Origin of the sequence: Flagellimonas ulvae (assembly GCF_049333175.1) — a bacterium.
Lineage (GTDB): Bacteria > Bacteroidota > Bacteroidia > Flavobacteriales > Flavobacteriaceae > Flagellimonas.
In genome coordinates this window covers 2,855,678-2,879,288 of the sequence record NZ_CP186325.1, presented here as the reverse complement: position 1 = coordinate 2,879,288, position 23,611 = coordinate 2,855,678, and the positions used below count along the sequence as shown (strand labels likewise).

Annotated in this window: 23 protein-coding genes; 15 read left to right on the top strand and 8 right to left on the bottom strand. The window is 39.9% G+C overall.

Features of this window, described 5'->3' with window-relative positions:
* Window position 1 precedes the first annotated feature (1 nt).
* Window positions 2-3,139 (bottom strand): VPS10 domain-containing protein, encoded by a 3,138-nt coding sequence (locus ACOKFD_RS13240; RefSeq protein WP_422858355.1) that lies wholly within the window; start codon window positions 3,137-3,139, stop codon window positions 2-4.
* 276 nt (window positions 3,140-3,415) lie between these two features.
* Between ACOKFD_RS13240 and ACOKFD_RS13235 the strand changes: the two genes are divergently transcribed.
* On the top strand, window positions 3,416-4,351 hold the full coding sequence (locus ACOKFD_RS13235) for an Ig-like domain-containing protein (RefSeq protein WP_422858354.1): 936 nt from the start codon (window positions 3,416-3,418) through the stop codon (window positions 4,349-4,351).
* 4 nt (window positions 4,352-4,355) lie between these two features.
* Here the strand turns inward: ACOKFD_RS13235 and ACOKFD_RS13230 are convergent, their stop codons facing one another.
* Window positions 4,356-4,721 (bottom strand): DUF2237 family protein, encoded by a 366-nt coding sequence (locus ACOKFD_RS13230; RefSeq protein ID WP_422858353.1) that lies wholly within the window; start codon window positions 4,719-4,721, stop codon window positions 4,356-4,358.
* A gap of 43 nt (window positions 4,722-4,764) precedes the next feature.
* On the bottom strand, window positions 4,765-5,880 hold the full coding sequence (locus tag ACOKFD_RS13225) for a DUF2891 domain-containing protein (RefSeq protein WP_422858352.1): 1,116 nt from the start codon (window positions 5,878-5,880) through the stop codon (window positions 4,765-4,767).
* 108 nt (window positions 5,881-5,988) lie between these two features.
* Here ACOKFD_RS13225 and ACOKFD_RS13220 point away from each other — a divergent pair, with 108 nt between their 5' ends.
* The 4 genes from ACOKFD_RS13220 to ACOKFD_RS13205 all read left to right on the top strand — a co-directional run bounded on the left by ACOKFD_RS13220 (window position 5,989) and on the right by ACOKFD_RS13205 (window position 9,220).
* Complete coding sequence (locus ACOKFD_RS13220; protein WP_298995826.1) at window positions 5,989-7,122, top strand: SPFH domain-containing protein; 1,134 nt, start codon at window positions 5,989-5,991, stop codon at window positions 7,120-7,122.
* Window positions 7,123-7,148: 26 nt separating this feature from the next.
* Window positions 7,149-8,240 carry a DNA helicase PriA gene (locus ACOKFD_RS13215; RefSeq protein ID WP_422858351.1) on the top strand — a complete coding sequence of 364 codons (1,092 nt, stop codon included), beginning with the start codon at window positions 7,149-7,151 and terminating at the stop codon, window positions 8,238-8,240.
* Between the two features lie 2 nt (window positions 8,241-8,242).
* Window positions 8,243-8,629 carry a DUF2306 domain-containing protein gene (locus tag ACOKFD_RS13210; RefSeq protein WP_422858350.1) on the top strand — a complete coding sequence of 129 codons (387 nt, stop codon included), beginning with the start codon at window positions 8,243-8,245 and terminating at the stop codon, window positions 8,627-8,629.
* A gap of 87 nt (window positions 8,630-8,716) precedes the next feature.
* Window positions 8,717-9,220 (top strand): hypothetical protein, encoded by a 504-nt coding sequence (locus ACOKFD_RS13205; protein ID WP_422858349.1) that lies wholly within the window; start codon window positions 8,717-8,719, stop codon window positions 9,218-9,220.
* Between the two features lie 5 nt (window positions 9,221-9,225).
* Here ACOKFD_RS13205 and ACOKFD_RS13200 read toward each other — a convergent pair whose 3' ends face one another.
* Complete coding sequence (locus tag ACOKFD_RS13200) at window positions 9,226-10,323, bottom strand: lactonase family protein (RefSeq protein WP_422858348.1); 1,098 nt, start codon at window positions 10,321-10,323, stop codon at window positions 9,226-9,228.
* An 80-nt stretch (window positions 10,324-10,403) separates the two neighbouring features.
* Here ACOKFD_RS13200 and ACOKFD_RS13195 point away from each other — a divergent pair, with 80 nt between their 5' ends.
* The 3 genes from ACOKFD_RS13195 to ACOKFD_RS13185 all read left to right on the top strand — a co-directional run bounded on the left by ACOKFD_RS13195 (window position 10,404) and on the right by ACOKFD_RS13185 (window position 13,095).
* Entirely contained in the window at window positions 10,404-11,417 is a 1,014-nt protein-coding gene (locus ACOKFD_RS13195; RefSeq protein ID WP_422858347.1) for a helix-turn-helix domain-containing protein, read from the top strand.
* Window positions 11,418-11,494: 77 nt separating this feature from the next.
* Entirely contained in the window at window positions 11,495-12,673 is a 1,179-nt protein-coding gene (locus ACOKFD_RS13190; RefSeq protein ID WP_422858346.1) for a PQQ-dependent sugar dehydrogenase, read from the top strand.
* Window positions 12,670-13,095 carry a nuclear transport factor 2 family protein gene (locus ACOKFD_RS13185; protein WP_422858345.1) on the top strand — a complete coding sequence of 142 codons (426 nt, stop codon included), beginning with the start codon at window positions 12,670-12,672 and terminating at the stop codon, window positions 13,093-13,095. Before ACOKFD_RS13190 ends, ACOKFD_RS13185 begins: the two co-directional genes overlap by 4 nt.
* 9 nt (window positions 13,096-13,104) lie before the next feature.
* On the opposite strand, the gene ACOKFD_RS13180 is transcribed toward ACOKFD_RS13185, so the two are convergent.
* Window positions 13,105-14,487, bottom strand: a complete 1,383-nt coding sequence (locus tag ACOKFD_RS13180; protein ID WP_422858344.1) for an MATE family efflux transporter — start codon at window positions 14,485-14,487, stop codon at window positions 13,105-13,107.
* On the bottom strand, window positions 14,488-15,519 hold the full coding sequence (gene hemH, locus ACOKFD_RS13175; RefSeq protein ID WP_422858343.1) for a ferrochelatase: 1,032 nt from the start codon (window positions 15,517-15,519) through the stop codon (window positions 14,488-14,490). It lies immediately after the preceding gene.
* A gap of 130 nt (window positions 15,520-15,649) precedes the next feature.
* On the opposite strand from hemH, the gene ACOKFD_RS13170 reads away from it, so the two are divergent.
* A complete protein-coding gene (locus ACOKFD_RS13170) occupies window positions 15,650-16,507 on the top strand; it encodes an N-acetylmuramoyl-L-alanine amidase-like domain-containing protein (protein WP_422858342.1) in 858 nt (285 codons plus the stop codon).
* On the opposite strand, the gene ACOKFD_RS13165 is transcribed toward ACOKFD_RS13170, so the two are convergent.
* Together ACOKFD_RS13165 and ACOKFD_RS13160 are read right to left on the bottom strand one after the other, a co-directional pair.
* Window positions 16,484-17,248, bottom strand: a complete 765-nt coding sequence (locus ACOKFD_RS13165) for a ThuA domain-containing protein (RefSeq protein WP_422858341.1) — start codon at window positions 17,246-17,248, stop codon at window positions 16,484-16,486. The two genes, ACOKFD_RS13170 and ACOKFD_RS13165, sit on opposite strands and share 24 nt — an antisense overlap.
* A gap of 12 nt (window positions 17,249-17,260) precedes the next feature.
* A complete protein-coding gene (locus ACOKFD_RS13160; RefSeq protein ID WP_298995847.1) occupies window positions 17,261-18,139 on the bottom strand; it encodes a helix-turn-helix domain-containing protein in 879 nt (292 codons plus the stop codon).
* A 208-nt stretch (window positions 18,140-18,347) separates the two neighbouring features.
* Between ACOKFD_RS13160 and hemA the strand changes: the two genes are divergently transcribed.
* The 6 genes from hemA to hemF are packed head-to-tail and all read left to right on the top strand — an operon-like array spanning window position 18,348 to window position 23,594.
* Complete coding sequence (gene hemA, locus ACOKFD_RS13155; protein WP_422858340.1) at window positions 18,348-19,616, top strand: glutamyl-tRNA reductase; 1,269 nt, start codon at window positions 18,348-18,350, stop codon at window positions 19,614-19,616.
* Window positions 19,601-20,530, top strand: coding sequence for a hydroxymethylbilane synthase (gene hemC / locus ACOKFD_RS13150; RefSeq protein WP_422858339.1), 930 nt, complete (start codon window positions 19,601-19,603; stop codon window positions 20,528-20,530). Before hemA ends, hemC begins: the two co-directional genes overlap by 16 nt.
* Complete coding sequence (locus ACOKFD_RS13145) at window positions 20,508-21,182, top strand: uroporphyrinogen-III synthase (protein ID WP_422858338.1); 675 nt, start codon at window positions 20,508-20,510, stop codon at window positions 21,180-21,182. Before hemC ends, ACOKFD_RS13145 begins: the two co-directional genes overlap by 23 nt.
* Entirely contained in the window at window positions 21,179-22,204 is a 1,026-nt protein-coding gene (gene hemE / locus ACOKFD_RS13140) for a uroporphyrinogen decarboxylase (RefSeq protein ID WP_422858337.1), read from the top strand. The genes ACOKFD_RS13145 and hemE overlap by 4 nt, the downstream gene beginning before the upstream one ends.
* Before the next feature lie 23 nt (window positions 22,205-22,227).
* On the top strand, window positions 22,228-22,695 hold the full coding sequence (locus tag ACOKFD_RS13135; protein WP_422858336.1) for a DUF6973 domain-containing protein: 468 nt from the start codon (window positions 22,228-22,230) through the stop codon (window positions 22,693-22,695).
* The gene (gene hemF / locus ACOKFD_RS13130) at window positions 22,692-23,594 is read left to right on the top strand and encodes an oxygen-dependent coproporphyrinogen oxidase (protein ID WP_422858335.1); all 903 of its coding nucleotides are present in this window, start codon (window positions 22,692-22,694) and stop codon (window positions 23,592-23,594) included. The genes ACOKFD_RS13135 and hemF overlap by 4 nt, the downstream gene beginning before the upstream one ends.
* Window positions 23,595-23,611 lie beyond the last annotated feature (17 nt).

Below are 23,611 nucleotides of genomic sequence, written 5' to 3'. Positions count from 1 at the left end.
GTTATTCTTCTATACTTAAATACTCCAAACCTAGCTGGTTAAACTCCGCATTAAAGGCCTTCATCTCCTCGTCCACTAATTTATCGAAAGCAGTTAATTGCGCGTTGATTTTTGTTGTCATTTCATTCTTTACTGCAATGTCCTGCTCGGTTGGAGGGAAATCATCTATACTGACCAAACGATTTAAATGACCCAACTTATTGGTCAGCCGAATTGGAAAGTTCAATGGGTCTTGATTGCTTCTATTTTTGGTCTGGTAAAGTGCTTTTTCTACTTCGCCAAAACCTTCTTTCATCTCCTTGGCCTTTTCTACTAAAGCCTTGGTGGCCTCATTGTCCTTGTATTGTTTGGTAAATACATCCAATTTTTCATTAATTTTTCGAATCTTTTTGATGGATTGATGTGCTTTATCAATAGTGGTATTAATGTCAGAGATAAAATCATATTGCTTTTGCATATCCGCCACTGAAACCTCAGCCCTTGGGTCAGGTAAAATCTTGAAGGATTGAGTTTCTATCTTACCATCTACGTTTAAAGAAACCTGGTAATCTCCAGGAACTGCCTTAGCGCCATTTAAACTGGCTGCCCAAAGAATCATTCCTTTCAAGAGCTCAGCTCCTTTACCACGGGTATCCCAAACATGGGTATTTCCTCCTTTTTTGGCATTCAATTTCTTCTTTTTATCCTTGGAATGGGTGCTGAAATTTGCCAATGTATCCCCAGTTCTTCTCAAATACGTCAATTGAACTGTATCTTTCTCGGAATAATTCTTCAAATAGAAATGACTCACTACCCCATTTGGATGGTTTTGACCTTCCGTTAAACTAGGTTCTTTTGCAGCTCTACCTTTGGTACGGTATGAATCTTTTGGAGCAAAAAGTTTGGTGCTTGCTGATTTCGCTGAAGCATCCAACTGGTGAAGTACTGTAAGATCATCAATAATCCAAACCGAACGCCCTTGGGTAGCAACTACAAGATTATTCTCCTTAATGGTCAAATCAGTAATAGGCACAATAGGTAAATTCAGTTGAAACTTTTCCCAGCTTTGACCATCATTGAATGAAATGTACATTCCAGTTTCCGTCCCTGCATAGAGCAATCCTTTTTGTTTAGGGTCTTCACGCACTACTCGAGTAAAGTGCTCGCTTTCAATTCCGTTGGTGATTTTGGTCCAGGTTTTTCCGAAATCTGTGGTCTTATATAAATAGGGTTGAAAATCACCTAACTTATATCGTGTTCCTGCAACATAGCATGTTCCCTCATCAAAATTGGAAGGTTCAATACTATTTATCATCATCCATTCTGGCATTCCTGTTGGAGTAACATTTTCCCAGTTTTGTCCACCATCTTGAGTTAAATGAATCAATCCATCATCACTACCGACCCACATCAAACCTTCTTTTAAAGGACTTTCGTTGGCAGCAAAAATGGTGCAGTAGTACTCTACCCCAGTATTGTCTTGGGTTATGGGTCCCCCACTAGATACCAATTTGGTGGAGTCGTTTCGTGTTAGGTCTCCACTCAGCAAATCCCAGCTCTGTCCTTCGTTAGTGCTCATGTGCACATGATTGGAGAAGGTGTATAGTTTTTTAGGGTCATGTTTGCTAAAGATAATGGGGAAATTCCATTGGAAGCGATACTTCATTCCCTCGGCACCATAACCCATAGGGTTATCTGGCCACACATTGATGCCACGAACGGTTTTATTCTCGTGGTTTACACGTGTTAGAAACCCTCCATAGCTTCCTCCATACACAATATCATTGTTGGTAGGGTCAACTGCAATGTGTGCACTCTCACCTCCTGCAGTAGGTTCCCAGTCATCTTCCCCTATACTACCATCATTGGAGCGGTGATTAATGCGTACAGTACTGTTATCTTGTTGGGCCACGTAAATACGATATGGGAAAGCGTTATCTGTGGTAACACGATAAAACTGGGCGGTCGGCTGGTTATAATAGGTACTCCACGTTTCACCTCCATCGTAGCTTACTTGGGCTCCACCATCATCTCCAATAATCATCCGTTTTGAATTTTCTGGTGCAATCCACAAATCGTGATGGTCTCCATGAGGCGCATTGAACGTGTTAAAAGTTTTACCCCCGTCAGTACTTTTATGGTAGCGGACATTCATTACATAAACTACATCTTCATCCTCAGTATCTGCATATACTCGAGTGTAGTACCAAGCTCGTTGACGTAACTTTCTTTCACTATTAACCTGGGTCCATTTTTTTCCACCATCATCTGAACGATACAATCCTCCTTTTTTCTTATTCTCAACAATGGCAAACACTCTTTCTGAATTCACTGGGGAAACTGCAACCCCCATTATTCCAAGAGTGTCCTTTGGGAAGCCTTCGTTTTTGGATATTTCAGTCCAAGTTTCTCCACTATCGGTACTTTTCCAAAGGGCAGAACCGTCTCCACCACTGCTTAGGGAATATGGTGTTCGTTGTGCGCGCCAAGTTGAAGCATATAAAATGCGAGGGTTGTTCGGGTCAAAGGTCAAATCAACGGCACCAGATTGGTCGTTCACAAAAAGTACTTGCTTCCAGCTTTTTCCACCATCTGTACTTTTATAAATGCCACGTTCCTTTGTAGGCTTGTAAATATTTCCAAGGACTGCTGCATAAACGGTATTGTAGTCGGTTGGGTGCACCCGAATTCTTGGCACATGCCTGCTTTTTTCAAGTCCCGCTTTTTGCCATGTCTTCCCTGCATCTTCCGTTTTCCATACCCCATAACCACTTGATACATTTCCACGTAGGGTTTTTTCACCTCCACCTACGTAAATAACATTGGGGTCACTTTTGGCTACTTCCACTGCTCCAATACTTCCACCAAAAAAGCCATCTGAAATATTTTTCCAACTACGCCCTCCATCCAATGTTTTCCATACTCCACCTCCAGTGGCTCCAAAGTAAAACAGATTGGGTTCTCCAGGTACCCCGGTAACTGCCGCCGAACGGCCCCCTCTAAATGGCCCTACCAAACGATACTCCAAACTGGAGTAAAGCTCTGAAGGATATTCTGGTGATGGTGTTGTGGATTTTCTTCGTCTTTGGGCATCGGTAGCCCATGGCAATAGTAGAAGGGCTAGCACAACAATGCTAGCTTGAAAAAAGCGAGTTCTCATTTTCGTTTCGTGTTGAATTAGTCGTACTAAAAGTAAGGAAAAACCATGAGGTTGAATAAAGTTCCAAATGGGTATTTTACCCAAAAAAAACGTGAGGAAATAATGAAATAACTCCTGTTTTCCTTCTTTTGCCCCTTTTATCCATAAAATCACAACAAATATTTACTCTTTCAGACATCTCTCTTTACTTTTATAATCAAGAAACAAATTGCTTTGAATCAAAGAGTTACTCTCTTGTCGACTTTTCTTTTATGCTGTTTTCTGGCCTGCACAAAAATGTCCGGACAAAAATCAGCACCGTTAGCCGTTGACGATTCTTATGTTCTTGGAACTAACTCCACTTTAACAATTACCTCGGTAAATGGAGTTCTGGCCAATGATAGTGATGCCAATGGAAACGCAACAATGAGCGTCCGAACAAACCCAATCGTTGGACCATCTTCTGGCTCCCTGACCTTGAATTCTGATGGAAGCTTCACCTACATTCCAAATATCGGTTTTATTGGCACAGACAGTTTTACCTATAGGGTATGCGATGATGGTACCCCTAGTCCCGTAGTTTCAAGATTTGATTTTGACACGCCTACAATTACAGATGCTTCTATTGGTCCAAATGCTACTTCTGTGAATTCAAATGCAGCACAAACAGGTTGTGGAATACACTTTCCCACTGGTGCAGGAGGCTCTACTGGTTTTGACATTGTAGTTCCCAATTCCAGTGGCATTTTCGATTTCACAAGTTTTGCTGTTTCTTTTGAATATCAAGATTTGGAAGGTACCGCCGATATTGTCACTGCTGGCAATTTCAGAATCTATCATATTACAAGAGATGAGTTGGGGGTTAGAGTTACGGTTATCAACGGAACCGATGGACTACAACAAACCTATACCCTTAACCTCGGTAATTTTCTATCAGGCAACAATCCTTACACAGTAGCTTACAATGAAGCAACTGGCGAAGTGACCTATACAGCCAACGGTACAACTACAACCCTTGCTTTGGCTCCAGCTAATTCCGCATTAGATACTTCTTTGGCCTCAGATATTACAATTGGCCGTTTTATGGATGGTAGTGGCTCTTCCCTGCCTTCTTTATGTAGTATGGAATTTATAGACAACAGTATACTTTGCGATGAAGGTGATGTTACGCTAAATGTGAGGTCAACCATAATTACCAATAGGAAAATAACCTATAGAGTAAAGCCTAATTAAGCTTTTATTCTGCCAAATACTTGTGTTCCAATAGAGCCTCAAAGCTGACATAATCCAATGCTTTTTCATGGGTTGCCTCTAAAACAACAGATGGAGCCAAACCTTCAATATAAGCTTCCTTCCAACGCGAGACACAAAGACACCACTTATCACCAGCTTTCAAACCAGGAAATTGATAATATGGAATGGGGGTAGTTAAATCATTGCCTCTGCTGCGTGTAAACTCCAAAAACTCATTGGTCATAATTGCACAGACCACATGGGTGCCTATATCCTCCGCTCCGGTCTTACAGAAACCATCGCGGTAGTATCCTGTTTTTGGTTTAAAGCAGCAAGCTTTTAGTTCTGAGCCCAATATATTTTTATCCATAGACCATAAAATTACTCCACCAAATCCTGACTTTAAAAAAGCATCAACGTTCGCCCAAGGCATAAATCGCAAAGGAGCCCAACCAATGGCCTCCTTCATAGTCGTCCCCTACCAAGTTTGGAAAAGAATACGCAAAATGCTTATGTGCCAATGGTAAAACATGGCTGTATTGATCAGGATATTGTTTTGCCAAACCATATAAGACCCAAGCTCGGCTGAAATTTAATCCATCCAAATGGACCAATTGACCATCTTTTCGATCACCAACTATGGCCTCTGGCAAATCAAAACTGATTTCTTTTAAATCAGGCATAAAATTGTTTATCCAGTTCAAAAAATCTTCTTTGTTCAAAATTCGTCGCATTAGGTCAATTTCTTCAAAACAGGGTGATAAAAAATCAGCGCCACTAGGCTCCCAAGCTAAGGGACATCCTGAATCTTTTTGATAAAAAGCCAAAGCCCTATCTTGAATGGCATCTTTCAACTCCTGATGCTTTAGACTCTTAGCATAATCCCAAGCAAAGGCAAGTCCAAAGGCTGTATTAGTATGTGTCCCAACACGAACCGGGTATTGTAATTTAGGGAGGTATGCCACGAACTTTTGAGCAATCAATTGCGTTAATGGCTCAAGATTCTGTTCCAATTCCCTTGCTAAAGGGTCATCAAAATTATGAAGCTCTTCTGCCAATTTTAAAAGCCAACCCCATCCATACGTGCGTTCATAATTTCGGTTATGCTTGTTATCAAAATAAGCAACTTCGGTAGCAATATTTTCCTGAGACAAATTCTCAGAGAGTATCTGTCTTATTTTCTCCGCTTCTTCCAAATCAGGGAAAGTTTTGAGCAATCGTACCAAGGACCAATGTCCATGCACCGCCGAATGCCAATCAAAACAGCCATAAAAAGCAGGGTGCAGGGTTTTGGGTGAACCTAAATCTTCTTCACCTCCCAAAACATGTCCTAATTTATTGGGGTATTCCTTAGTAATACATTCCACCGGCAGAGTAGCCAGTATATTAGCTTGTTCCAGGGTCAATTCAATGATTTCTTCGGGATTCTCTTCAGATCCTATACTTACTTGAGGTTCCTTTTTTTCGGGTTTGCAGGAAAAGAAACCCAACAGCAAAATACTTAGGGCTATGCTTACTATGTGCTTCATTGAATTGCATTTATACGAAACGTAACAAATTGTTTCATTTTTATACAAATTTAGAAAAGGCTATACACTTTTTTGCTAGCTTTAGTCAAAACTAGAAAACACGAAACCATGGATATTTTTGGAAAAATAAAGGAAAAACTCAGTAATGAGTTTATTGATATCGTTGAGTGGCTCGACTATACCGATGATACCATTGCACATCGTTTTGAGCGCTATCAGAATGAAATTAAAAACGGAGCGAAGCTTATTGTCCGTGAAGGACAAACCGCCGTATTTGTCAATGAAGGTCAACTTGCTGATGTTTTTGAACCAGGAACCTATGACCTTACCACACAAAACTTGCCCATTTTGGCAACCCTTAAGGGTTGGAAATACGGCTTCAATTCCCCTTTTAAAGCCGAAGTCTATTTTGTGAACACCCATCTGTTCACTGATGAAAAATGGGGAACTAAAAGTCCAATTACTCTGAGTGATGAGCGATTTGGATTGGTGGAGATAAGGGCCTTTGGAACCTATGCCTTTCGAATTTCAGACGCTGGGAAGTTCATCGTGGATATTGTAGGAACCGATAGCAATTTCACCAATTATGAAATCAATGAGCATTTAAAAAGTTTGATTGCAACTCGTTTTACCGATACTGTAGGTGAAGCTAATTTGCCCATAGAACTGTATGCCGCTAACACTTCCGAGCTATCGGATACCTGTCAAGAAGTTATGGCCCCTGAATTTGAAAGTGTGGGTATCTCTTTAGAGAAATTCTACATCGAAAATGTGTCCATGCCTGAAGATTTGAAAAAGGAAATCTTCGAGTATAGTCGAATAGATAAGTTGGATTTAGATAAATTGACCAAATTCAAAACTGCAAAGGCCATAGAAGCTGCTGCCAAAAATGAAGGTGGAACCGCAGGCGCGGGAATGGGAATGGGAATGGGATTTGTACTTGCCCAACAAATGGGAGGTATGATGAGTCCACAAATGGGAGGACAGTCACAAATGCAGCAAGCTCAAACACCCGTTCCGCCTCCAATGCCCGTCCAGGTTCAATACTTTTATGCAGTAAATGGTACCCAACAGGGACCTGTTTCCTTTGATCAGCTTAAAGCACTTTTCGCTAATAGAACCATTAATCGTGAAAGTTTGGTTTGGAAACAAGGAATGTCAAATTGGTCGGCCCTTCAAGAGGTAGAAGAATTGAAATCCTTTTTAGGTGGAAGTACCCCTCCCCCTTTACCTAACATCTAAACAGTAGTAATTGTTTTCATATTCATTTGGAAGAGTCCATTCAAAAAACTGAGCTCAAAAAGTCCTGCATTAATTGTGGTGCCGAATTAAAGTATAAACCCGGTACTACGAACATTAGTTGTGACTACTGCGGCCATCAAGAAACCATTTCGGTTGACCCAAACGGGTTCGAGGAGCTCGAACTTTACCCATACTTAAGTGAGATGGGCGCACAACGCCATAGTGAGGAAATCAGCATGTTGCATTGCAAAAATTGTGGTGCCAATCAGCATGTTGAAGAAAACTATAAATCTCTTCATTGTGTGTATTGCAGCATGCCTTTGGTTTTGGAAGACCTATATAAAGAAGAGTGGATTTTGCCTGGTGCGGTACTTCCTTTTCAGATAGATCAACAGAAATCACATCAAATTTTTAAACGCTGGGTGCAGCAACTATGGTTTGCTCCAAACAACCTTAAAAAAGCAGCTTTGGACCCACAATTCACCAAAGGGCTATATCTACCCTATTGGACTTTTGATGCGCAGCTCAATGCTTCTTACCGAGGTCAAAGGGGGGAGTATTATTATGAAACCAAACGGGTGCGTAATTCACAAGGTAAAATGGTGACCCAAAGGGTCAGAAAAACGAGATGGTATCCAGTATCCGGTCAGGTTTCGGGTTTTGTTGATGATACTTTGGTCGAAGCCTCAAAACAACGAAAAGGCCGTGTCCCTTCAAAAATTGCGATGTGGAATCTAAAACTTTTACAACCCTTCAACAGTAGTTTTCTTCGTGGGTTTGTTACTGAAAAATATACTATTCCATTAAAGCAAGGCCATTTGGCAGCCAAAGGGGAAGCGGAACAGATTGCCAAAAGATGGTGCAGGCAGGATATTGGAGGGGATACCCAGCGTATTAGTCATATGGATATGCAGCTCAGCGAAGAAACCTTCAAACATATTTTACTTCCCGTTTATGTAAGTTCCTACCGATACAATGCCAAGGAATATAACTTTTTTGTGAATGGAGAAAATGGAACCATTTCGGGGACAAGGCCCTATAGTTTTTGGAAGATTTTTTTCACTATTCTTTTGGGCCTAAGTATTATTGGAATAATTGTATTCCTTTCAAAAAGATAGTTATGAACTATGAAACTTTAATGTATACGCACCTCATCACCGTAGTACCCTGTATTTTTCTAGGAGCCTACGGTCTTATGGCTAAAAAGGGGACTTCTATCCATAAAAACCTTGGCAAAATATACATGGTTCTCATGCTGATAACAGCCATTCTCACTCTTTTTATGCCTGCCGATGTGGGAGGAAGGTTCTTAAATCATTTTGGATGGATACATTTGTTCAGTTTTCTCACTATATGGACCGTTCCTACGGCCTATACGGCCGTCAAAAAGGGTAGAATCAAGGCGCATCAACGGAAGATGGTTTTACTTTACATAGGTGCCATCGGCATTGCAGGAGGGTTTACTTTGGCTCCAGGACGTTTTTTGCATGAGTTCTTTTTTGGATAGCCTTCTAAAGAAAAAGAATCATACTCGCTGTATTTTCTAATGAGGTCTTTCCGTAACTTGTAAAGGTTCACATCAAAAAATCGAATCATGAAAAATCTAGCAAGTATTGTCGTATTGCTCTTGTTTTTTGGATGTACCTCAAACACTCCAAAAACCTCTAATAATTGGAATGTGGTGCTTAAAACAGATAGGGAAGGAGCTGTTTTGAAAGGAAGTAAAGCTGCTCTAATGAATGCCATTCGAAATGGTTCAGATATCAAAATCGGTTGGGGAGCAAAACGCGAAGATTTGTCCATTGAACATTTATCAGAACCCATTTGGTTAGCCATTTTGAGCGAAAAAGAAGTTATGGCCCACTTAGACCCTCAGGTGCTTTCGGGAATAGATTGGGATAGCCTAAACGCTAGCTATGAGGATGTTTCACTTCTTCAAAAAGAATGGCGCGTGGTCCTTACTACTAAAGGTGATTTTGATGCCGTCTGGTACGATATCAAAGCAGATACTTTAATCAGAAGATGGCCTCAAAAGCACAGGATGACCTGGTTTGCCAAAGGAAATCCTGATGAAACCGCAGTGCCCTTATTTGATTAACCGGATTATTGAAAAACCAGACAAACTGGAGCGCCAATTTTTATTTCATTTAAGAATTCCAAAGTTCCATTTTCCACATTCCTTTTGAAAACGGAAATATTGTTGCTTCGCTCATTGGCGACCAACAAAAAATTGCCTGAAGGATCAATCGTGAAGTTTCGAGGCCAATCACCACGAACCGATTCACGTGCTACCAAACCAATTTTTCCAGTGTTGCCATCAACAGAAAAAGTAACTATGGTATTCTCGCCACGATTTGAACCATATAGAAATCTTCCATCTGGAGACAAATGAATATCGGCACAAGATTTCCCTCCTTCCCAGTCAGGAGCTAAAGTATCTTCCGTTTGAATCGGATTGTAGCTCCCTTCATCGTCCCGTTTGAAAACGGTAATTGTAGCGTTCAACTCATTGATGGCATACAGAAAGGACCTATCGGTATTAAATACAAAGTGTCTTGGGCCCGCTCCTTCTGGAAGGTCAATAGAAGCTTGATGTGCGGATTGCCAGGAATCCTCCTTTTTCATATATCTTTTAATTCCATCCAACCCCAAATCAGACGTAAACAATCCATCTTCATTAAAATGGGCCTTGTGTATATGCGAAGCTTTTGTGGTATCCAAAACCTTATGGTCAATCAGTTGTTTCTTGCCCAAACTTCCATCGGTCTCTAAATCAAACACGCTAAGATTCCCTCCTGTATAATTGGATACGGCTATTTGGCCCTCTTGAGAAAAGGCTACATGACATGGATGCGCTCCGCCTGTTCCCATACTATTAAGTGCTTTCAACAATCCATTTTTTAAAACAAAGGAGGTCACCCCACCACCCAAACTATCAAAATCAGCTGTTTCCTGAACCGCATAGAGATATTGCTTATCGGACGAGAAAACCAGAAATGAAGGGTTGGGCAGTTTGGCCATGAGCCTCATGCTGTCCAAACTTCCGGAATTGGGGTTGAAATCCAATTTGTAAATTCCTTCACTATCACCATTTGTATAGGTGCCCACGAACAACGAATAGGTTTCCTCCATTTGCTTTTTCTCAGTACATCCTATTGAAATCAATAAAAAAATGCCAAAACTCCAATGTGAAAATTTCATTAGTTAAAGGTCTTTTGTTAAAAGTAACAACTTAAAATGACATAGATTTCCATTTGCCCTCTTCTTCCTATTTTTGATGTATGAGCAAGGATATGGTAATATTGGCTTTAAGTTGCTTGGGAATTGCACAAGCCTTGTTCCTTTCGCTTTACCTTTTCACATTAAATAAAGGAAATAGAAGAGCCAATCTTTTTTTGGGGCTTGCCATATTAGGACTCACCATCAGAATCGGCAAATCCGTACTTAACGTTTATTTGGATTTGACGCCTTGGCAACGCAATTTGGGCCTTTCCGGAATATTGCTTACCGGACCCTCTTTATGGTTTTATGGAAAAGCTTTGCTTGTATCCAAAAAAGACTTCTTATCAAAAGACGTTCTTCATTTTTTGCCTTTCATCCTATTTGTCACATTTTCAACTGTTATACCCAATAATGCAAACCCCATATCATATGTAATTTACATTTTGGTTTTTTCGCATTTGGCAGTTTACGTTTTTCTTTCTTTTGGTTTGCTAGTTGGAAACCGAACTGAAATTAGAAAACCACTGGGCAGTTGGTTTAGGAATCTGGTCATTGGAACCGCTTTGATATGGTTGTTTTACATGGGCCATCTGGCGGGTTTATTCTCCTTCTACATTGCAGGTGCTCTATTTTTCTCTTTACTGATTTATGTCTTCTCTTTCCTCTTTCTTCAAAAACACGCCTTTCAATTGGGAAAATATAATTCTTCGACCTTGGATAAATCTACATCCAAACAATTAATTCAGACCCTAAGAAACCTTTTTGCAGAAGAAGAAATCTATCTAGACAATTCCCTTTCGCTAGAAAGTGTATCTGAACGATTGAAGGTGTCTCCTCGAAAATTGTCCCAGGCCATCAACGAGAATGAAGAAAAGAATTTTTCCGACTTTGTGGCGAGCCATAGGGTCGAGAAAGCAAAGTCTTTATTAATAGACCCCAACTACAGGAATGAAAAAATCATTGCAGTAGCCTACGATTCTGGCTTTGGTAATATCACCTCGTTTAATTTGGCCTTTAAGGCCAAAACAAAACGTACACCATCCGAATACAGGAGAGAATTTGGAAAAGCATGAGCTTTTTCGTTGTAAAAATCATGTTTTTTAAAGAATAGTTGCGCAGTTTTGAGGTCATTTGGGGAAAACTTCCAAAGATGGACAAATTGATTTTTCCCATTATTCTACTTTGCGTTGGGTGCGCCGAAAATCATAAAAAATCAGTTACTGAAGAATTCCAACCTTTCCATCCCATCAAGGAAGTGGTTTTGGATAGCCTAAATCATCCCTGGAGTATGGCTTTCATATCTAACGATGAAGCGCTCGTCTCAGAAAAGGATGGAAAACTTTTGAGCGTAAATCTTTCAACAAAAGAAAAGCGAACCGTAAAGGGATTTCCAAGTGATTTGACAGACAGTATCCGCGCAATTCATTTTGGAGATAATTCAGGAATATTTGAAGTCTTGGTAGACCCGAATTTTAAAAAAAACAAGTGGGTATATATATCGTACGCGGCCAAAAAGAATTTTGGAACCACTACTAAAGTAGTACGAGCCCAACTGAACAACAACTCATTGATTAACCATCAGACTTTGATTGATGCTGCTCCATATACTAGAGAATACTATCATTATGGTGGTGGAATGACCTTCGGAACCGATGGAAAACTTTATGTTACGATTGGTGAGCGCCTCTTTTGGGAACGAGATGAACCTCAAATTCCCATAGCACAAGATGCTTCGGATAAAAGAGGGAAAATATATAGAATCAATCCTGATGGGAGCATTCCCGAAGACAACCCAGATTTTGGTCCTGATGCTGTTCCTGGATTGTACGCTATGGGTATTAGAGCCGCTCAAGGAATTACCGTCCAACCTAATACCAATACAATTTGGTTCAGCGAGCATGGTACCATTCAAGGCGATGAAATCAATATCCTAAAGGCCGGAGCCAATTATGGTTGGCCCAATGTGACTTCCGGAAAATTGAGAAGTTCGGATTACACCCCTCCACAACTTGAAGGTGTAGATTTCACCCCACCCGTTTGGTTTTGGCAGCATACCGTAGCTCCCACCGGACTTACTTTTTATACTGGAACCGAATTCCCACAGTGGAAAAACAATCTAATTGTCCCTGGGCTTTCCAGAGGAAGTTTATGGCGGTTTCAAATTGATAATGAAACTATAAAAAGTGCTGAAGAGCTTTTTTTGGATGATAGGGTTCGTATCAGAAAGACAAGACAAAGTCCGGACGGCAAATTATATATCCTTACCGATGAAGACAACGGAAAAATCATCGAAATCAAATCAAAAAACAATGTAAACTCTAAATCATGAAAACAACAGTTTTAATCTTTATCTTTTTGTCAATAACTCTTTCTTTACATGCCCAGTCTGAAGAAGAAAGCATACGAAAAACACTTCAAGACTATTTGGATGGTTCTTCATACAATAATACCGAACAGATAGAATCTGCCTTTTATGAAGAAGCCGAGCTGTTCCTGTCCAAAAAAGACCAAGAATTATGGGTATTGTCCCCAAAGGAGTACGCTGATTTATTCAAAAATCGGGAAAAAGGAAAATTCAATGGTAGAGAAGGAAAGATTTTGACCATCGACCAATCGAATAACATTGCCATTGCCAAAGCCGAGATTAAGATTCCTACCAGAGGAATGCATTTCATAGATATTTTCCTGCTGAAAAAATTGGAAGGTCAATGGAAAATTATCAGCAAAGCGGCTACCCTGATGCCCGAGTAAAGACTGATGTTAGTTGATTTCCAAATTGGTTTTAATCTCATTTCGCAGATATAATCCAGTTACTATGGTCGACAAAACATCTGCAATTGGAAAGGAAAGCCAAACCCCAAGCTCTCCCAAAAAACTAGGCAGTAAGAGAATCAAAGGAATGAAAAAGAAGCCTTGGCGAGTGAGTGTCAGCAGTAAAGCAGGCACCGCTTTGCCCACTGCCTGAAAATAGGCTGCTCCAATCAGTTGGAGCGCTATAATCGGAGTGGCGGCAAATACCAACCGCATAGCAGTTGGTGCATGTTGCATGACAAATGCATTGGCACGAATTTCTTCCTCGGGCAAATCTAATCTATCGCTTAAAAAGAGGTCCGTTAAAAACTCTGGAAAAACCATAAGCCCCACGAAAACCATACTTGCAACCAACGCGGCATATTTTATTGCTGTATAGATAGATTCTTTAACCCTATCATATCGAGCGGCTCCGTAATTAAATCCAGCAATGGGTAGAAATCCTTGGGTGACACCAAAAACTGGGAACAAAGCAAACATCAGCATTCTTCCTATAATACCGTAAATCGCAACCAGTGCTTCGCCTCCCAAATTGAAAAGGATGTTGTTCAACAACAAATAAATGACACTGGTGACCGCCTGTCGCGCCAAAGTAACAAACCCCAAAGATCCAATCTCCCATAAAATAGTACTCTTTAACACGAAATGTGAAAGTCCAATTTTAAGTTCAGAATTTTTAGAAAGAAAGAAATAGAATATGTATAGAAAACAAAGCAAATAACCCGTGGTTGTGGCCCAAGCAGCTCCGTGCATTCCCCAATCGAATATATAGATGAAAATGTAGTCCATAAGCAAATTCCCCACGGAAGGAATTATCATGGCTACCATAGCAAACTTAGGTTTTCCCTCAGCTCGAATCACCGTGTTGCCCATCATACAAAGGGCAAGGAAAGGCACTCCATACAGTACTATGGTATAATAGATTTTTGCTGGCACAAAAATGTTTCCCTTCCCTCCGAAAGCGGGAATCAAATCATTGACAAAGTACAACCCAAGAACGACCATGGAAATAGTTACCATCAAGGTTAGGGTAATTTGATTTCCAAAAGTCTGAAGTGCTTTTCCCTTATCCCCAGAACCCAAAGCACGCGAGATAATGCTTGAACCCCCAATACCGATTGCCATACCCAAAGCGGCAATAAAAAAGGAAACAGGGAGTACTACGTTAATGGCCGCAATGGCAATGGAACCAATCCAGTTCCCTACAAAAATGGAGTCCACCAGAACATTCAAGGACATGACCAAGATTCCTATGGAAGCGGGAACGGCTTGTTTGATAAGCAATCTTCCAATGGGTTCAGTTCCTAATTGTTCTGATGAGACTTTTGCCATTTAAACGGGCAAGGTTTCCTTGGCCTCCCATTCATTGACCCACTGGGCCATTAGGGATACCCAAGCATCACTGTCGTTCAAACAAGGTATATGAATGTAATGTTCCCCTCCAGCTTCTTCGAACTGCTCTTTGCCTTCCATGGCAATTTCTTCTAGGGTTTCGAGGCAGTCACTCACAAATGCTGGAGTAATGACCGCAAGTCTTTTTTTGCCTTCTTTAGCCAGACGTTCAAACTCAAAATCGGTGTATGGTTTCAACCACGGATCACCCGCCAAGCGGGATTGAAACGAAGAACTGACTTTATCTTCAGGTAAATCCAAGTGTTCTTTTACCAACTCCGTAGTATCATAACACTGGTGTCTGTAACAGGTATGGTGCGCCACTGAATTTACCTTACAACAACTTCCATCAATTTTGCAATGGAATTTTGTTGGGTCAGATTTCCGGATATGTCTTTCTGGGATACCGTGATACGAAAACAGAATATGGTCATATTCAAAATCTTTCAATCCTTCGGCAATACTTTCGCTCAATACTTTGATGTAATCTGGATTTTTATAAAATGCAGGAAGCGTGGTCAAGTGCATTTCAGAAAAAAATGTTTGCTGAACTTCCATAGCTTTTACAACCACCGTCTCATAAGAAGACATGGCGTAGTGCGGATAAAGCGGCACTAACAATACCTCATCCACTCCTTTATCCTTTAACTCTTGTAATGCCTTTTTGATACTCATTGAGCCATAACGCATGCCCAAAGCGACAGGCATTTTGGTATGTTTACGGACTTTTTCAGTAAATCGTTCAGAGATTACGATAAGTGGAGAACCTTCATCCCACCATATTTTGGAGTAGGCTTCTGCTGACTTTTTTGGTCTTGTTTGAAGAATAATACCCCTTACCAAGAAGTTTCTAAGTAGTTTGGGAACATCAATAACCCGTTCGTCCATCAGAAATTCATCCAAATAGGGTTTGACATCCTTTGGAGTGGGACTATCCGGTGATCCCAAATTGACCAATAATACACCTTTCATAGCAAGAAAATCAATTTTTGTATTGTCCCGCAAAAATAGGGCTTGAAGCTCAAAATGTATGGGAAAGGGTTAATTAGTTTCCTTATAATTCCATAGATAACTTTAATTTAGCTTTCATTGCAACTTTACTATGTCTCGTTTTTACTTTTTTATTCTTTTAAATACGTTCCTCATAAATCATGTAACCGCGCAAATCACATTTGCTGCTGAAGATTCTATTCTTTTTGAAAAGAAGTTGACTCAATTAAAAAGTATCCAAACTCCTTCCCTTGGAGACAGTATAGTGTTTGTTGGAAAATCTTTTTTGGATATCCCTTATGTGGAAAAAACCTTAGAAGTTGGGGCAAAAGAGAGTTTGGTCATCAATCTTAGAGGATTGGATTGCACCACTTTTGTGGAAAACGTTTTGGCCTTCGGTCTTCAAATTAAGGAAGATGAGAAATTGTTCATGGATTTTGCCAAAAACTTAGAAACCATTCGGTATAGAAATGGAGAGCTCAACGGTTATCCTTCTCGTTTACACTACTTTACGGAATGGATAAGAAACAACCAAACCAAAGGATTGGTACAGGATATTACTTCTGAAATAGGTGGCGAAATCATTGAAAAGTCTATTAACTTTATGGGTACGCATAGAAATCTTTACCCCTTTCTTGCTGATGACACCAACTACAATGAGATACTTAAGGTTGAATCTGACCTGGCTAAAGAATCGCTATGCATTTTACCTCAAAATAAAATTGAAGGACAAGAAGCACATATCCAAAATGGAGATATTATTGCCCTGGCAACTTCCATTAAAGGATTGGATGTGACCCATACCGGATTCGCGATTCGAGTTAACGATAGAATACATTTACTTCACGCTTCAACTTCAGGAAGTGTTACTATTACTGAGGAACCCTTGACGGATTATCTCAAAAAAATAAAAAGCAATACTGGAATTATTGTAGCAAGACCTACCCTACTCTCTTCCCAAACACCATAAAATGGCCCCCAGTAAGTGTTGTCTAAATTCAGGTTCGTCAAACGATTCTTCCGTGTGGCCACCACCCGTGTAAAAGGCCCTTCCTCCATCAAACTCATGATGCCATGCTATGGGGTGGTTATCTCCATTGGTTCCCCCTTCGTAACTGGCCTCATCTAGGTTTAGCAGCACAAAAATATTGGAATTAATGTTTTTGTAGTTGTACCATTCATCGTTTCTGCTCCAAGAATCATCTAAATGCGCGGTTGAAGGGTGTTCTTTGGAAAGTACATCAATCTTGGCCTCCCTTACATTTGGGTCGTTGGGATGGCTTTCAAAATATGCACCGACCAACTTTCCAAACCAAGGCCATTTGTATTCTGTATCCGTAGCCGCATGTATCCCCATAAAGCTTCCACCTGACTTAATATAATTTTCAAAGACCCTTTGCTCTTGAGCATTCAGGACATCTCCAGTGGTATTTAGGAACACCACAAGCTTATAATTCTTGAGGTTTTGAGTATTGAAATCGCTTGATGTTTCGGTTTGAAGAACAATAAAATTGTTTTTTCGTCCCAATTGTCTTAAGGTATGAACTCCTTTTTCAATGGATTTATGTCTATATCCGGTGGTTTTTGTGAAAGCAAGCACAAAATCTGGGGTTTTAGGTTCCAGTTTTTCATTATCCTTTGCATTATCTTGAGCATTTACGCAAAGAGAAAGGCAAAAAAGTAAAGTAAAAAAAATAGAAGTCGGTTTCATCAGAAATTCGATTTAGACTGATGAAGATAAATATTTTTTAGGCGTGGTTCCATACTTCTTTTTGAAAGAGGCGATGAAGTGGCTGGCGGTGCTGTAGCCTACCTTCAACCCCACTTCATTTACATTATGCTTTCCCGTTTCAAGCATTTTTCGGGCATAGTCCATTTTATAATCAAACAAGAAACCAAAAACCGAGTCCCCATAAATCTGTTTAAAACCTTCTTTCAGTTTTTTCAAACTTAATCCAATCTCTTCAGAAAGCTCGGCCAAAGTAGGAGGTTCCGACATGCGCGCTATGATGATTTCCTTGGCCATTTTTATTCGTCGCACGTTGTCCTCGTCTGCCAAGAATGGGCATTGCTCCAAATCTGCATCTTGCGCCTTATTGAAATACAGGGAAATAAGCTCATATACTTTTCCTTTTACGTACAGTTCTTTCATGAAAGGATGGAGGTTGTAGCTCATCAACTGGCTCAATACAACAGCTATCGCAGGCGAGACCACCTCTTGGGAGTAATATTTCTTTTCAGCAAACTCATCGCTGAGAAAAGGAATGTATCCAGCTTCACTGGAAAAAAGGGAATGAAACTTCCGAATAGTCATAACCACAGATAGCAGCCATGAGTTGGGCTGCATTATAAGATTTAAGGGTAAATCCTTTTGTGTATTGTAGAGCAACAATGAATTTTCTTCATTCACTTCCAAATGATAATTCCCTTCGTTGAACAAAAACTGGGAACTCCCTTTTAAACAAAAATGAAATTGAATGAAGGAGCTATCTATATCCCTTTCAACCAAGGCTTTATCTTCCGTTTCGTTTTGAATTTTTAAAACATAAAAGCCATCTTCAATCAGGATTTCCTCATAGGTTCCTTTAGCGACATTTTTCATTTTATAAGTACTGTATTCTTGCTTTTAAAATCTATTTAGAATCACTCTAAATTAATTTAACATCTCTCGATAACGCCTTTAACCACTATACTTTCAGAATTTTCAACAGAAAAAGGAATGAATTGAACAGGAACTGATATTATTAGTTCTTTCAGCGTTATTTTTTCAAATATACACCATATATTTTTGTGGCGAGTTTTGCTCAGGTATGAGAAATTATCACGTTTCCAAACATAGCTCATTTTACGCGATTGGGTTAAGCTACAAAAAAGCTGATGCCCACACCCGCGGTAAATTTAGCTTGGATGTACCAGCTATTGATGAGGTAATGAAAAATGCCAAAGTGCAAGGAATAGATGGTTTATTGGCCATCTCTACTTGTAACCGCACAGAACTTTATGGCTTTGCCCAACATCCTTATCAACTTATCAAAATTCTGTGCGACCAAACACAAGGCAGTGTTGAAGAATTTCAGGAAGTCGCATATATCTATAAAAATCACAATGCCATAAGTCACCTTTTTAAGGTGGGCACTGGGTTGGATAGTCAGATTTTAGGTGATTTCGAAATCATTAGTCAAATAAAGCAAGGTTTTTATAGGGCCAAAAAGCACGAAATGACCAATCCTTTTTTAGAAAGGTTGTGCAATTCTGTAATTCAGGCGAGCAAACGTATTAAAAACGAAACAGAACTTTCTTCGGGCGCCACTTCGGTTGCTTTTGCTTCTGTTCGTTATATATTGGACAATGTCCCCAATATTTCCGAAAAGAACATCCTCTTATTTGGGACTGGTAAAATTGGCAGGAATACATGCGAGAATCTGATAAAACATTCTGAAAATTCCCATATTACCTTAATCAATAGAACCCGCCAAAAGGCAGAGGCCATTGCAGGGAAGTTTCAACTAACCGTTAAGGATTACGCAGAACTCCAGCCTGAAATTAGAAAAGCAGATGTTTTGGTAGTAGCCACTGGTGCACAATTGCCTACGGTTTCCAAAGCCTTGGTGCATTCAAAAAAACCTCTACTCATTCTGGATTTATCTGTTCCAAAAAATGTTTCCAATGATGTTTTGGAGTTAGATAATGTCTCGTTGATACATCTAGACCAATTGTCTCAGGTTACTGATGATACATTGGCGAAAAGAAAACGATTTATCCCCAATGCAGAAGAAATCATCACTCAAGTAAAGACTGATTTCTTAAAATGGTTGGAATCCCGAAAGTTTGCTCCAGTAATTAATGCCCTAAAAGAAAAATTGAAGGTGATGAAAGCCGAGGAAATTGACTTTCATTCCAAAAAATTGAATGATTTCAATCAAAATCAGGCTGAAATCATTTCTGACCGCATCATTCAAAAAATCACCAAACAATTTGCCAATCATTTGAGACAATCCGATTCAGATTCAGAGAATAGCTTGGCCTTGATTCAAGAAATCTTTCAATTAGAAATTGATTCTGAATGGGTAAAATCATAAGAATTGGTACTCGTGAAAGCGAGCTTGCCTTATGGCAGGCTAAAACTGTTCAAGCTAAAATTGAAGCTTTAGGGCATGACACCATTTTGGTTCCTATAACCTCAACGGGTGATCAGGTTTTGGACAAGCCCTTGTACGAGTTGGGAATTACTGGAATTTTTACAAAAACCTTAGATGTTGCCCTTTTAAAAGGTCAAATTGATATTGCGGTTCATTCCATGAAGGATGTCCCTACGCAATTGCCACAAGGAATAGTTCAATGTGCTGTTTTGGAACGGGCAGTAGCTCATGATATCTTGGTCCATAAAGGAGCAGAATTCTTAGAAAATTCTGAAGGCAACTATACCATTGCCACAGGAAGTCTGCGCAGAAAAGCGCAATGGCTCCAAAAATATCCCAACCATAATGTGGTTGATTTAAGAGGCAATGTAAACACACGATTACTCAAGCTTATTGAAAATAATTGGCAAGGTGCCATTTTTGCCCAAGCCGGACTCGAACGCATCAAATTGATGCCAAAGGATGCTGTTATTCTCGATTGGATGGTTCCTGCACCAGCGCAAGGTGCAATGGTGGTGGTTACTTTAGAAAAAGATTTGCATTGTCAACAGGTGTTGACACAAATAAACCATACACCTTCCGAAATAGAAACCAAAGTAGAACGGGAATTTTTAAGGACCCTTGAAGGCGGTTGTACCGCTCCTATTGGTGCTTTGGCACAAATTCAAGCTGACTCCCTTCTTTTTAAAGGCGTTCTGTTTTCTTTAGATGGTAAAGAAAAAATTGAAATTGAAAAATCTGTAAGCTTGGATATTGTTGATGGTTTTGGAAAAAGCTGTGCAAAACAGATTTTGAATCAGGGTGGAGACATTATGATGCAAGCAATTCGAGATGAAAACAGTGCTCTCCACTAAAATATTAACGCTACCCCAAAAGGAACTTTTACTAAATTCTGACATTGGTTTAGTGGAATATGATGCGTTGGAGATAACCATATTGGATTTTAAGATCCCTCCTGTTATCAATCACATTATTGTTACCAGCAAAAACGGTGCAAAGGCCTTTTTGAAAGCTCAAAGTCAAATAGAAAAGAAATCCTCTAAAGCATTTTTCAATTTCTTTTGTGTAGGTGAAAAAACAAAACTATTCTTAGAAGATTCAGGATATCCGGTTGCAGAAATGGCTTTAAGTGCCTCAAAATTAGGTGATTTGATTGTTTCCAAATATAAAACCAATCGGTTTATTTTCATTTCAGGAAATTTAAGGCGTGAGGAAATTCCTGAGATGCTTTCAAAAAATAACGTTCAGTATCAAGAATTTCAAGGATACGAGACTACTTTGAAAAAAAGAAAATTCAATGCCACTTTTGATGGCTATCTCTTTTTCAGTCCAAGTGGCATTAAAAGCTATTTACGTGCAAATACCATTCTTGAAAGCCCTCTTTTCTGTATCGGGAAAACTACGGCTGAAGAAGCAAAAAAGTATAGTAAAAACATTGTTGTTGCCAATAAACCCACCGTGGAAAATGTATTGGTGCAAGTGATTAAACATTTTAAAGGAAAATGATAAAAAACGATTTATTTCTGAGAGCCCTTAAGGGAGAAACCGTAGATAGACCTCCCGTATGGATGATGCGCCAAGCAGGAAGATACCTTCCAGAATTCATGGCGCTTAAGGAAAAGTACGACTTCTTTACCCGCTGCCAAACCCCCGAATTGGCATCAGAGATAACAGTTCAACCCATAAGGCGTTATGGCATGGATGCCGCTATCCTTTTCAGCGATATTTTGGTGATTCCTCAGGCGATGAACATTGAAGTTCAAATGAAACCTAATTTTGGTCCTTATCTACCCAATCCCATCCGCAAGGTTTCAGATTTGGAAAGTGTAGTAGTACCTGAGGTAGAATCGGCACTGGGCTATGTGTTGGATGCCATTGCTATGACCAAAGAAAAACTGGAAGACGAAATTCCGTTAATCGGTTTTGCGGGGTCTCCCTGGACCATTCTTTGTTATTGTGTGGAGGGTCAGGGAAGTAAAAGTTTTGATAAGGCCCGTGGCTTCTGTTTTACCCAACCCGAAGCCGCCCATGCATTACTTCAAAAAATCACCGATACAACTATTGCTTATTTAAAGGCCAAAGTAAAAGCTGGAGTAAACGCCGTACAGGTATTTGACTCTTGGGGCGGAATGCTATCCCCCGTGGACTATCAAGAATTTTCGTGGAAATACATTCAGCAAATTGTTGATGCCCTAAAAGAGGAAGCTCCCGTAATCGTTTTTGGAAAAGGATGTTGGTTTGCGCTAAAGGAAATGGCCAACTCTGGTGCTTCTGCAGTGGGAGTGGATTGGACCTGTTCCCCAATGAATGCACGTTATCTTACTGGGGGGGAAATTACCCTGCAAGGGAATTTTGACCCAGCACGCCTATTGTCTCCACCAGAAACAATCAAGGAAATGGTCACACAAATGATAAGAGCGTTTGGAAAAGACAAGTATGTTGTAAATCTGGGCCACGGTATACTTCCCCATATTCCATTGGAAAATGCCAAGGCCTTTATAGACGCTGTAAAAGAGTATAAAGAGTGAATGTAATAGAGGTTTTACAAAACATGGGTGCGAGAAGCATCTGGCGGGTGTTTCTCTTGGGAATCAAACATCCTTTTTTTGTCTTACCAACACTTTCTGCAACCAAAAAATGCCTAAAGCTGTCTACAAAACTCTATGGAAAAGCCCATCATCAAAATGGACCAGCCAATGCTTTTCGGCATGCCTTATGGAACTATCTGATAGCAAAAGCCTGTTTTTATTGGAAGCCTAATCCTGAAAAGGTGCAAGTTTGGGCAAAAAAATTAACCGATTGGCACGAAGAAGCTTTTGTAAACAGCCCATTGGCCCGAGCAATGGATTTACACAATAACGCCGTAGGACGGTACTTTTTCTCAAAATACATTTCTGAACCTTGGGAGGAAGTTGTAGATAGATTAGTGGATTTGACCAAAGAGTCTATACTTGTACTATCCGAAAAAGAAATTGATCAAAACCAAATGCTTTTGGTTCATATAATTGAAACAGAATGAAAGATCCGTTCTACGAATACATACAAAATCTGCAAGATAGTATTACCTCGAAATTGGAGACTATTGATGGAAAAGCCAAGTTTCAAGAAGATATTTGGAAACGCCCTGAAGGTGGAGGCGGAAGAACCCGGGTTATTGAGAACGGAGCAGTCTTCGAAAAAGGAGGAGTAAATATCTCGGCAGTGCATGGACCCTTGCCTAAAAGTATGCAACAGTATTTTGGTGTGGATGATGTTGATTTTTTTGCATGTGGACTCAGTCTAGTGATTCATCCAAAGAATCCCATGATCCCAACTGTTCATGCCAATTGGCGCTATTTTGAAATGTATGACAAAACAGGTGAAATTGTAGACCAATGGTTTGGAGGTGGACAGGACCTTACCCCCTATTACCTTTTTGATGAAGATGCCAGACATTTTCATGCGATTTGTAAACGTGCATGCGATACCCATGATTCAGAATTTTACTCTGCTTACAAAAAAAAGTGTGATGAATATTTTTGGAACAGTCATAGAAATGAGGCTCGCGGAGTAGGTGGTCTTTTTTTCGATTATTGTAAGGCAACTGACAGCAAAACCATAGAAGATTGGTTTCACTTTATCACCGAAGTAGGGGACAGCTTTTTGGAAGCCTATGTTCCTATTGTGGAGCGAAGAAAACAATTGGATTACAGTCAAAATCAAAGAGCATGGCAAGAAATACGAAGAGGGCGCTATGTGGAATTCAATTTAGTCCATGATAAAGGCACTTTGTTCGGTTTAAAGACCAATGGAAGAATTGAAAGTATTCTTATGAGTTTGCCTCCTCATGTACAATGGCGTTATGACCATCATCCTGAAAAAGGGAGTGAAGAAGAAAGGTTGATTCAGGTTCTACAGCAACCTAAAGATTGGGTTTAATCTGTAGTTTTGTAAAC

Coding starts and splice junctions, on each gene's coding strand:
- ACOKFD_RS13240 (WP_422858355.1), bottom strand. CDS start 3,139: ATGAGAACTCGCTTTTTTCAAGCTAGCATTGTTGTGCTAGCCCTTCTA.
- ACOKFD_RS13235 (WP_422858354.1), top strand. CDS start 3,416: ATGTCCGGACAAAAATCAGCACCGTTAGCCGTTGACGATTCTTATGTT.
- ACOKFD_RS13230 (WP_422858353.1), bottom strand. CDS start 4,721: ATGGATAAAAATATATTGGGCTCAGAACTAAAAGCTTGCTGCTTTAAA.
- ACOKFD_RS13225 (WP_422858352.1), bottom strand. CDS start 5,880: ATGAAGCACATAGTAAGCATAGCCCTAAGTATTTTGCTGTTGGGTTTC.
- ACOKFD_RS13220 (WP_298995826.1), top strand. CDS start 5,989: ATGGATATTTTTGGAAAAATAAAGGAAAAACTCAGTAATGAGTTTATT.
- ACOKFD_RS13210 (WP_422858350.1), top strand. CDS start 8,243: ATGAACTATGAAACTTTAATGTATACGCACCTCATCACCGTAGTACCC.
- ACOKFD_RS13205 (WP_422858349.1), top strand. CDS start 8,717: ATGAAAAATCTAGCAAGTATTGTCGTATTGCTCTTGTTTTTTGGATGT.
- ACOKFD_RS13200 (WP_422858348.1), bottom strand. CDS start 10,323: ATGAAATTTTCACATTGGAGTTTTGGCATTTTTTTATTGATTTCAATA.
- ACOKFD_RS13195 (WP_422858347.1), top strand. CDS start 10,404: ATGAGCAAGGATATGGTAATATTGGCTTTAAGTTGCTTGGGAATTGCA.
- ACOKFD_RS13190 (WP_422858346.1), top strand. CDS start 11,495: ATGGACAAATTGATTTTTCCCATTATTCTACTTTGCGTTGGGTGCGCC.
- ACOKFD_RS13185 (WP_422858345.1), top strand. CDS start 12,670: ATGAAAACAACAGTTTTAATCTTTATCTTTTTGTCAATAACTCTTTCT.
- ACOKFD_RS13180 (WP_422858344.1), bottom strand. CDS start 14,487: ATGGCAAAAGTCTCATCAGAACAATTAGGAACTGAACCCATTGGAAGA.
- hemH (WP_422858343.1), bottom strand. CDS start 15,519: ATGAAAGGTGTATTATTGGTCAATTTGGGATCACCGGATAGTCCCACT.
- ACOKFD_RS13170 (WP_422858342.1), top strand. CDS start 15,650: ATGTCTCGTTTTTACTTTTTTATTCTTTTAAATACGTTCCTCATAAAT.
- ACOKFD_RS13165 (WP_422858341.1), bottom strand. CDS start 17,248: ATGAAACCGACTTCTATTTTTTTTACTTTACTTTTTTGCCTTTCTCTT.
- ACOKFD_RS13160 (WP_298995847.1), bottom strand. CDS start 18,139: ATGAAAAATGTCGCTAAAGGAACCTATGAGGAAATCCTGATTGAAGAT.
- hemA (WP_422858340.1), top strand. CDS start 18,348: ATGAGAAATTATCACGTTTCCAAACATAGCTCATTTTACGCGATTGGG.
- hemC (WP_422858339.1), top strand. CDS start 19,601: ATGGGTAAAATCATAAGAATTGGTACTCGTGAAAGCGAGCTTGCCTTA.
- ACOKFD_RS13145 (WP_422858338.1), top strand. CDS start 20,508: ATGAAAACAGTGCTCTCCACTAAAATATTAACGCTACCCCAAAAGGAA.
- hemE (WP_422858337.1), top strand. CDS start 21,179: ATGATAAAAAACGATTTATTTCTGAGAGCCCTTAAGGGAGAAACCGTA.
- ACOKFD_RS13135 (WP_422858336.1), top strand. CDS start 22,228: ATGGGTGCGAGAAGCATCTGGCGGGTGTTTCTCTTGGGAATCAAACAT.
- hemF (WP_422858335.1), top strand. CDS start 22,692: ATGAAAGATCCGTTCTACGAATACATACAAAATCTGCAAGATAGTATT.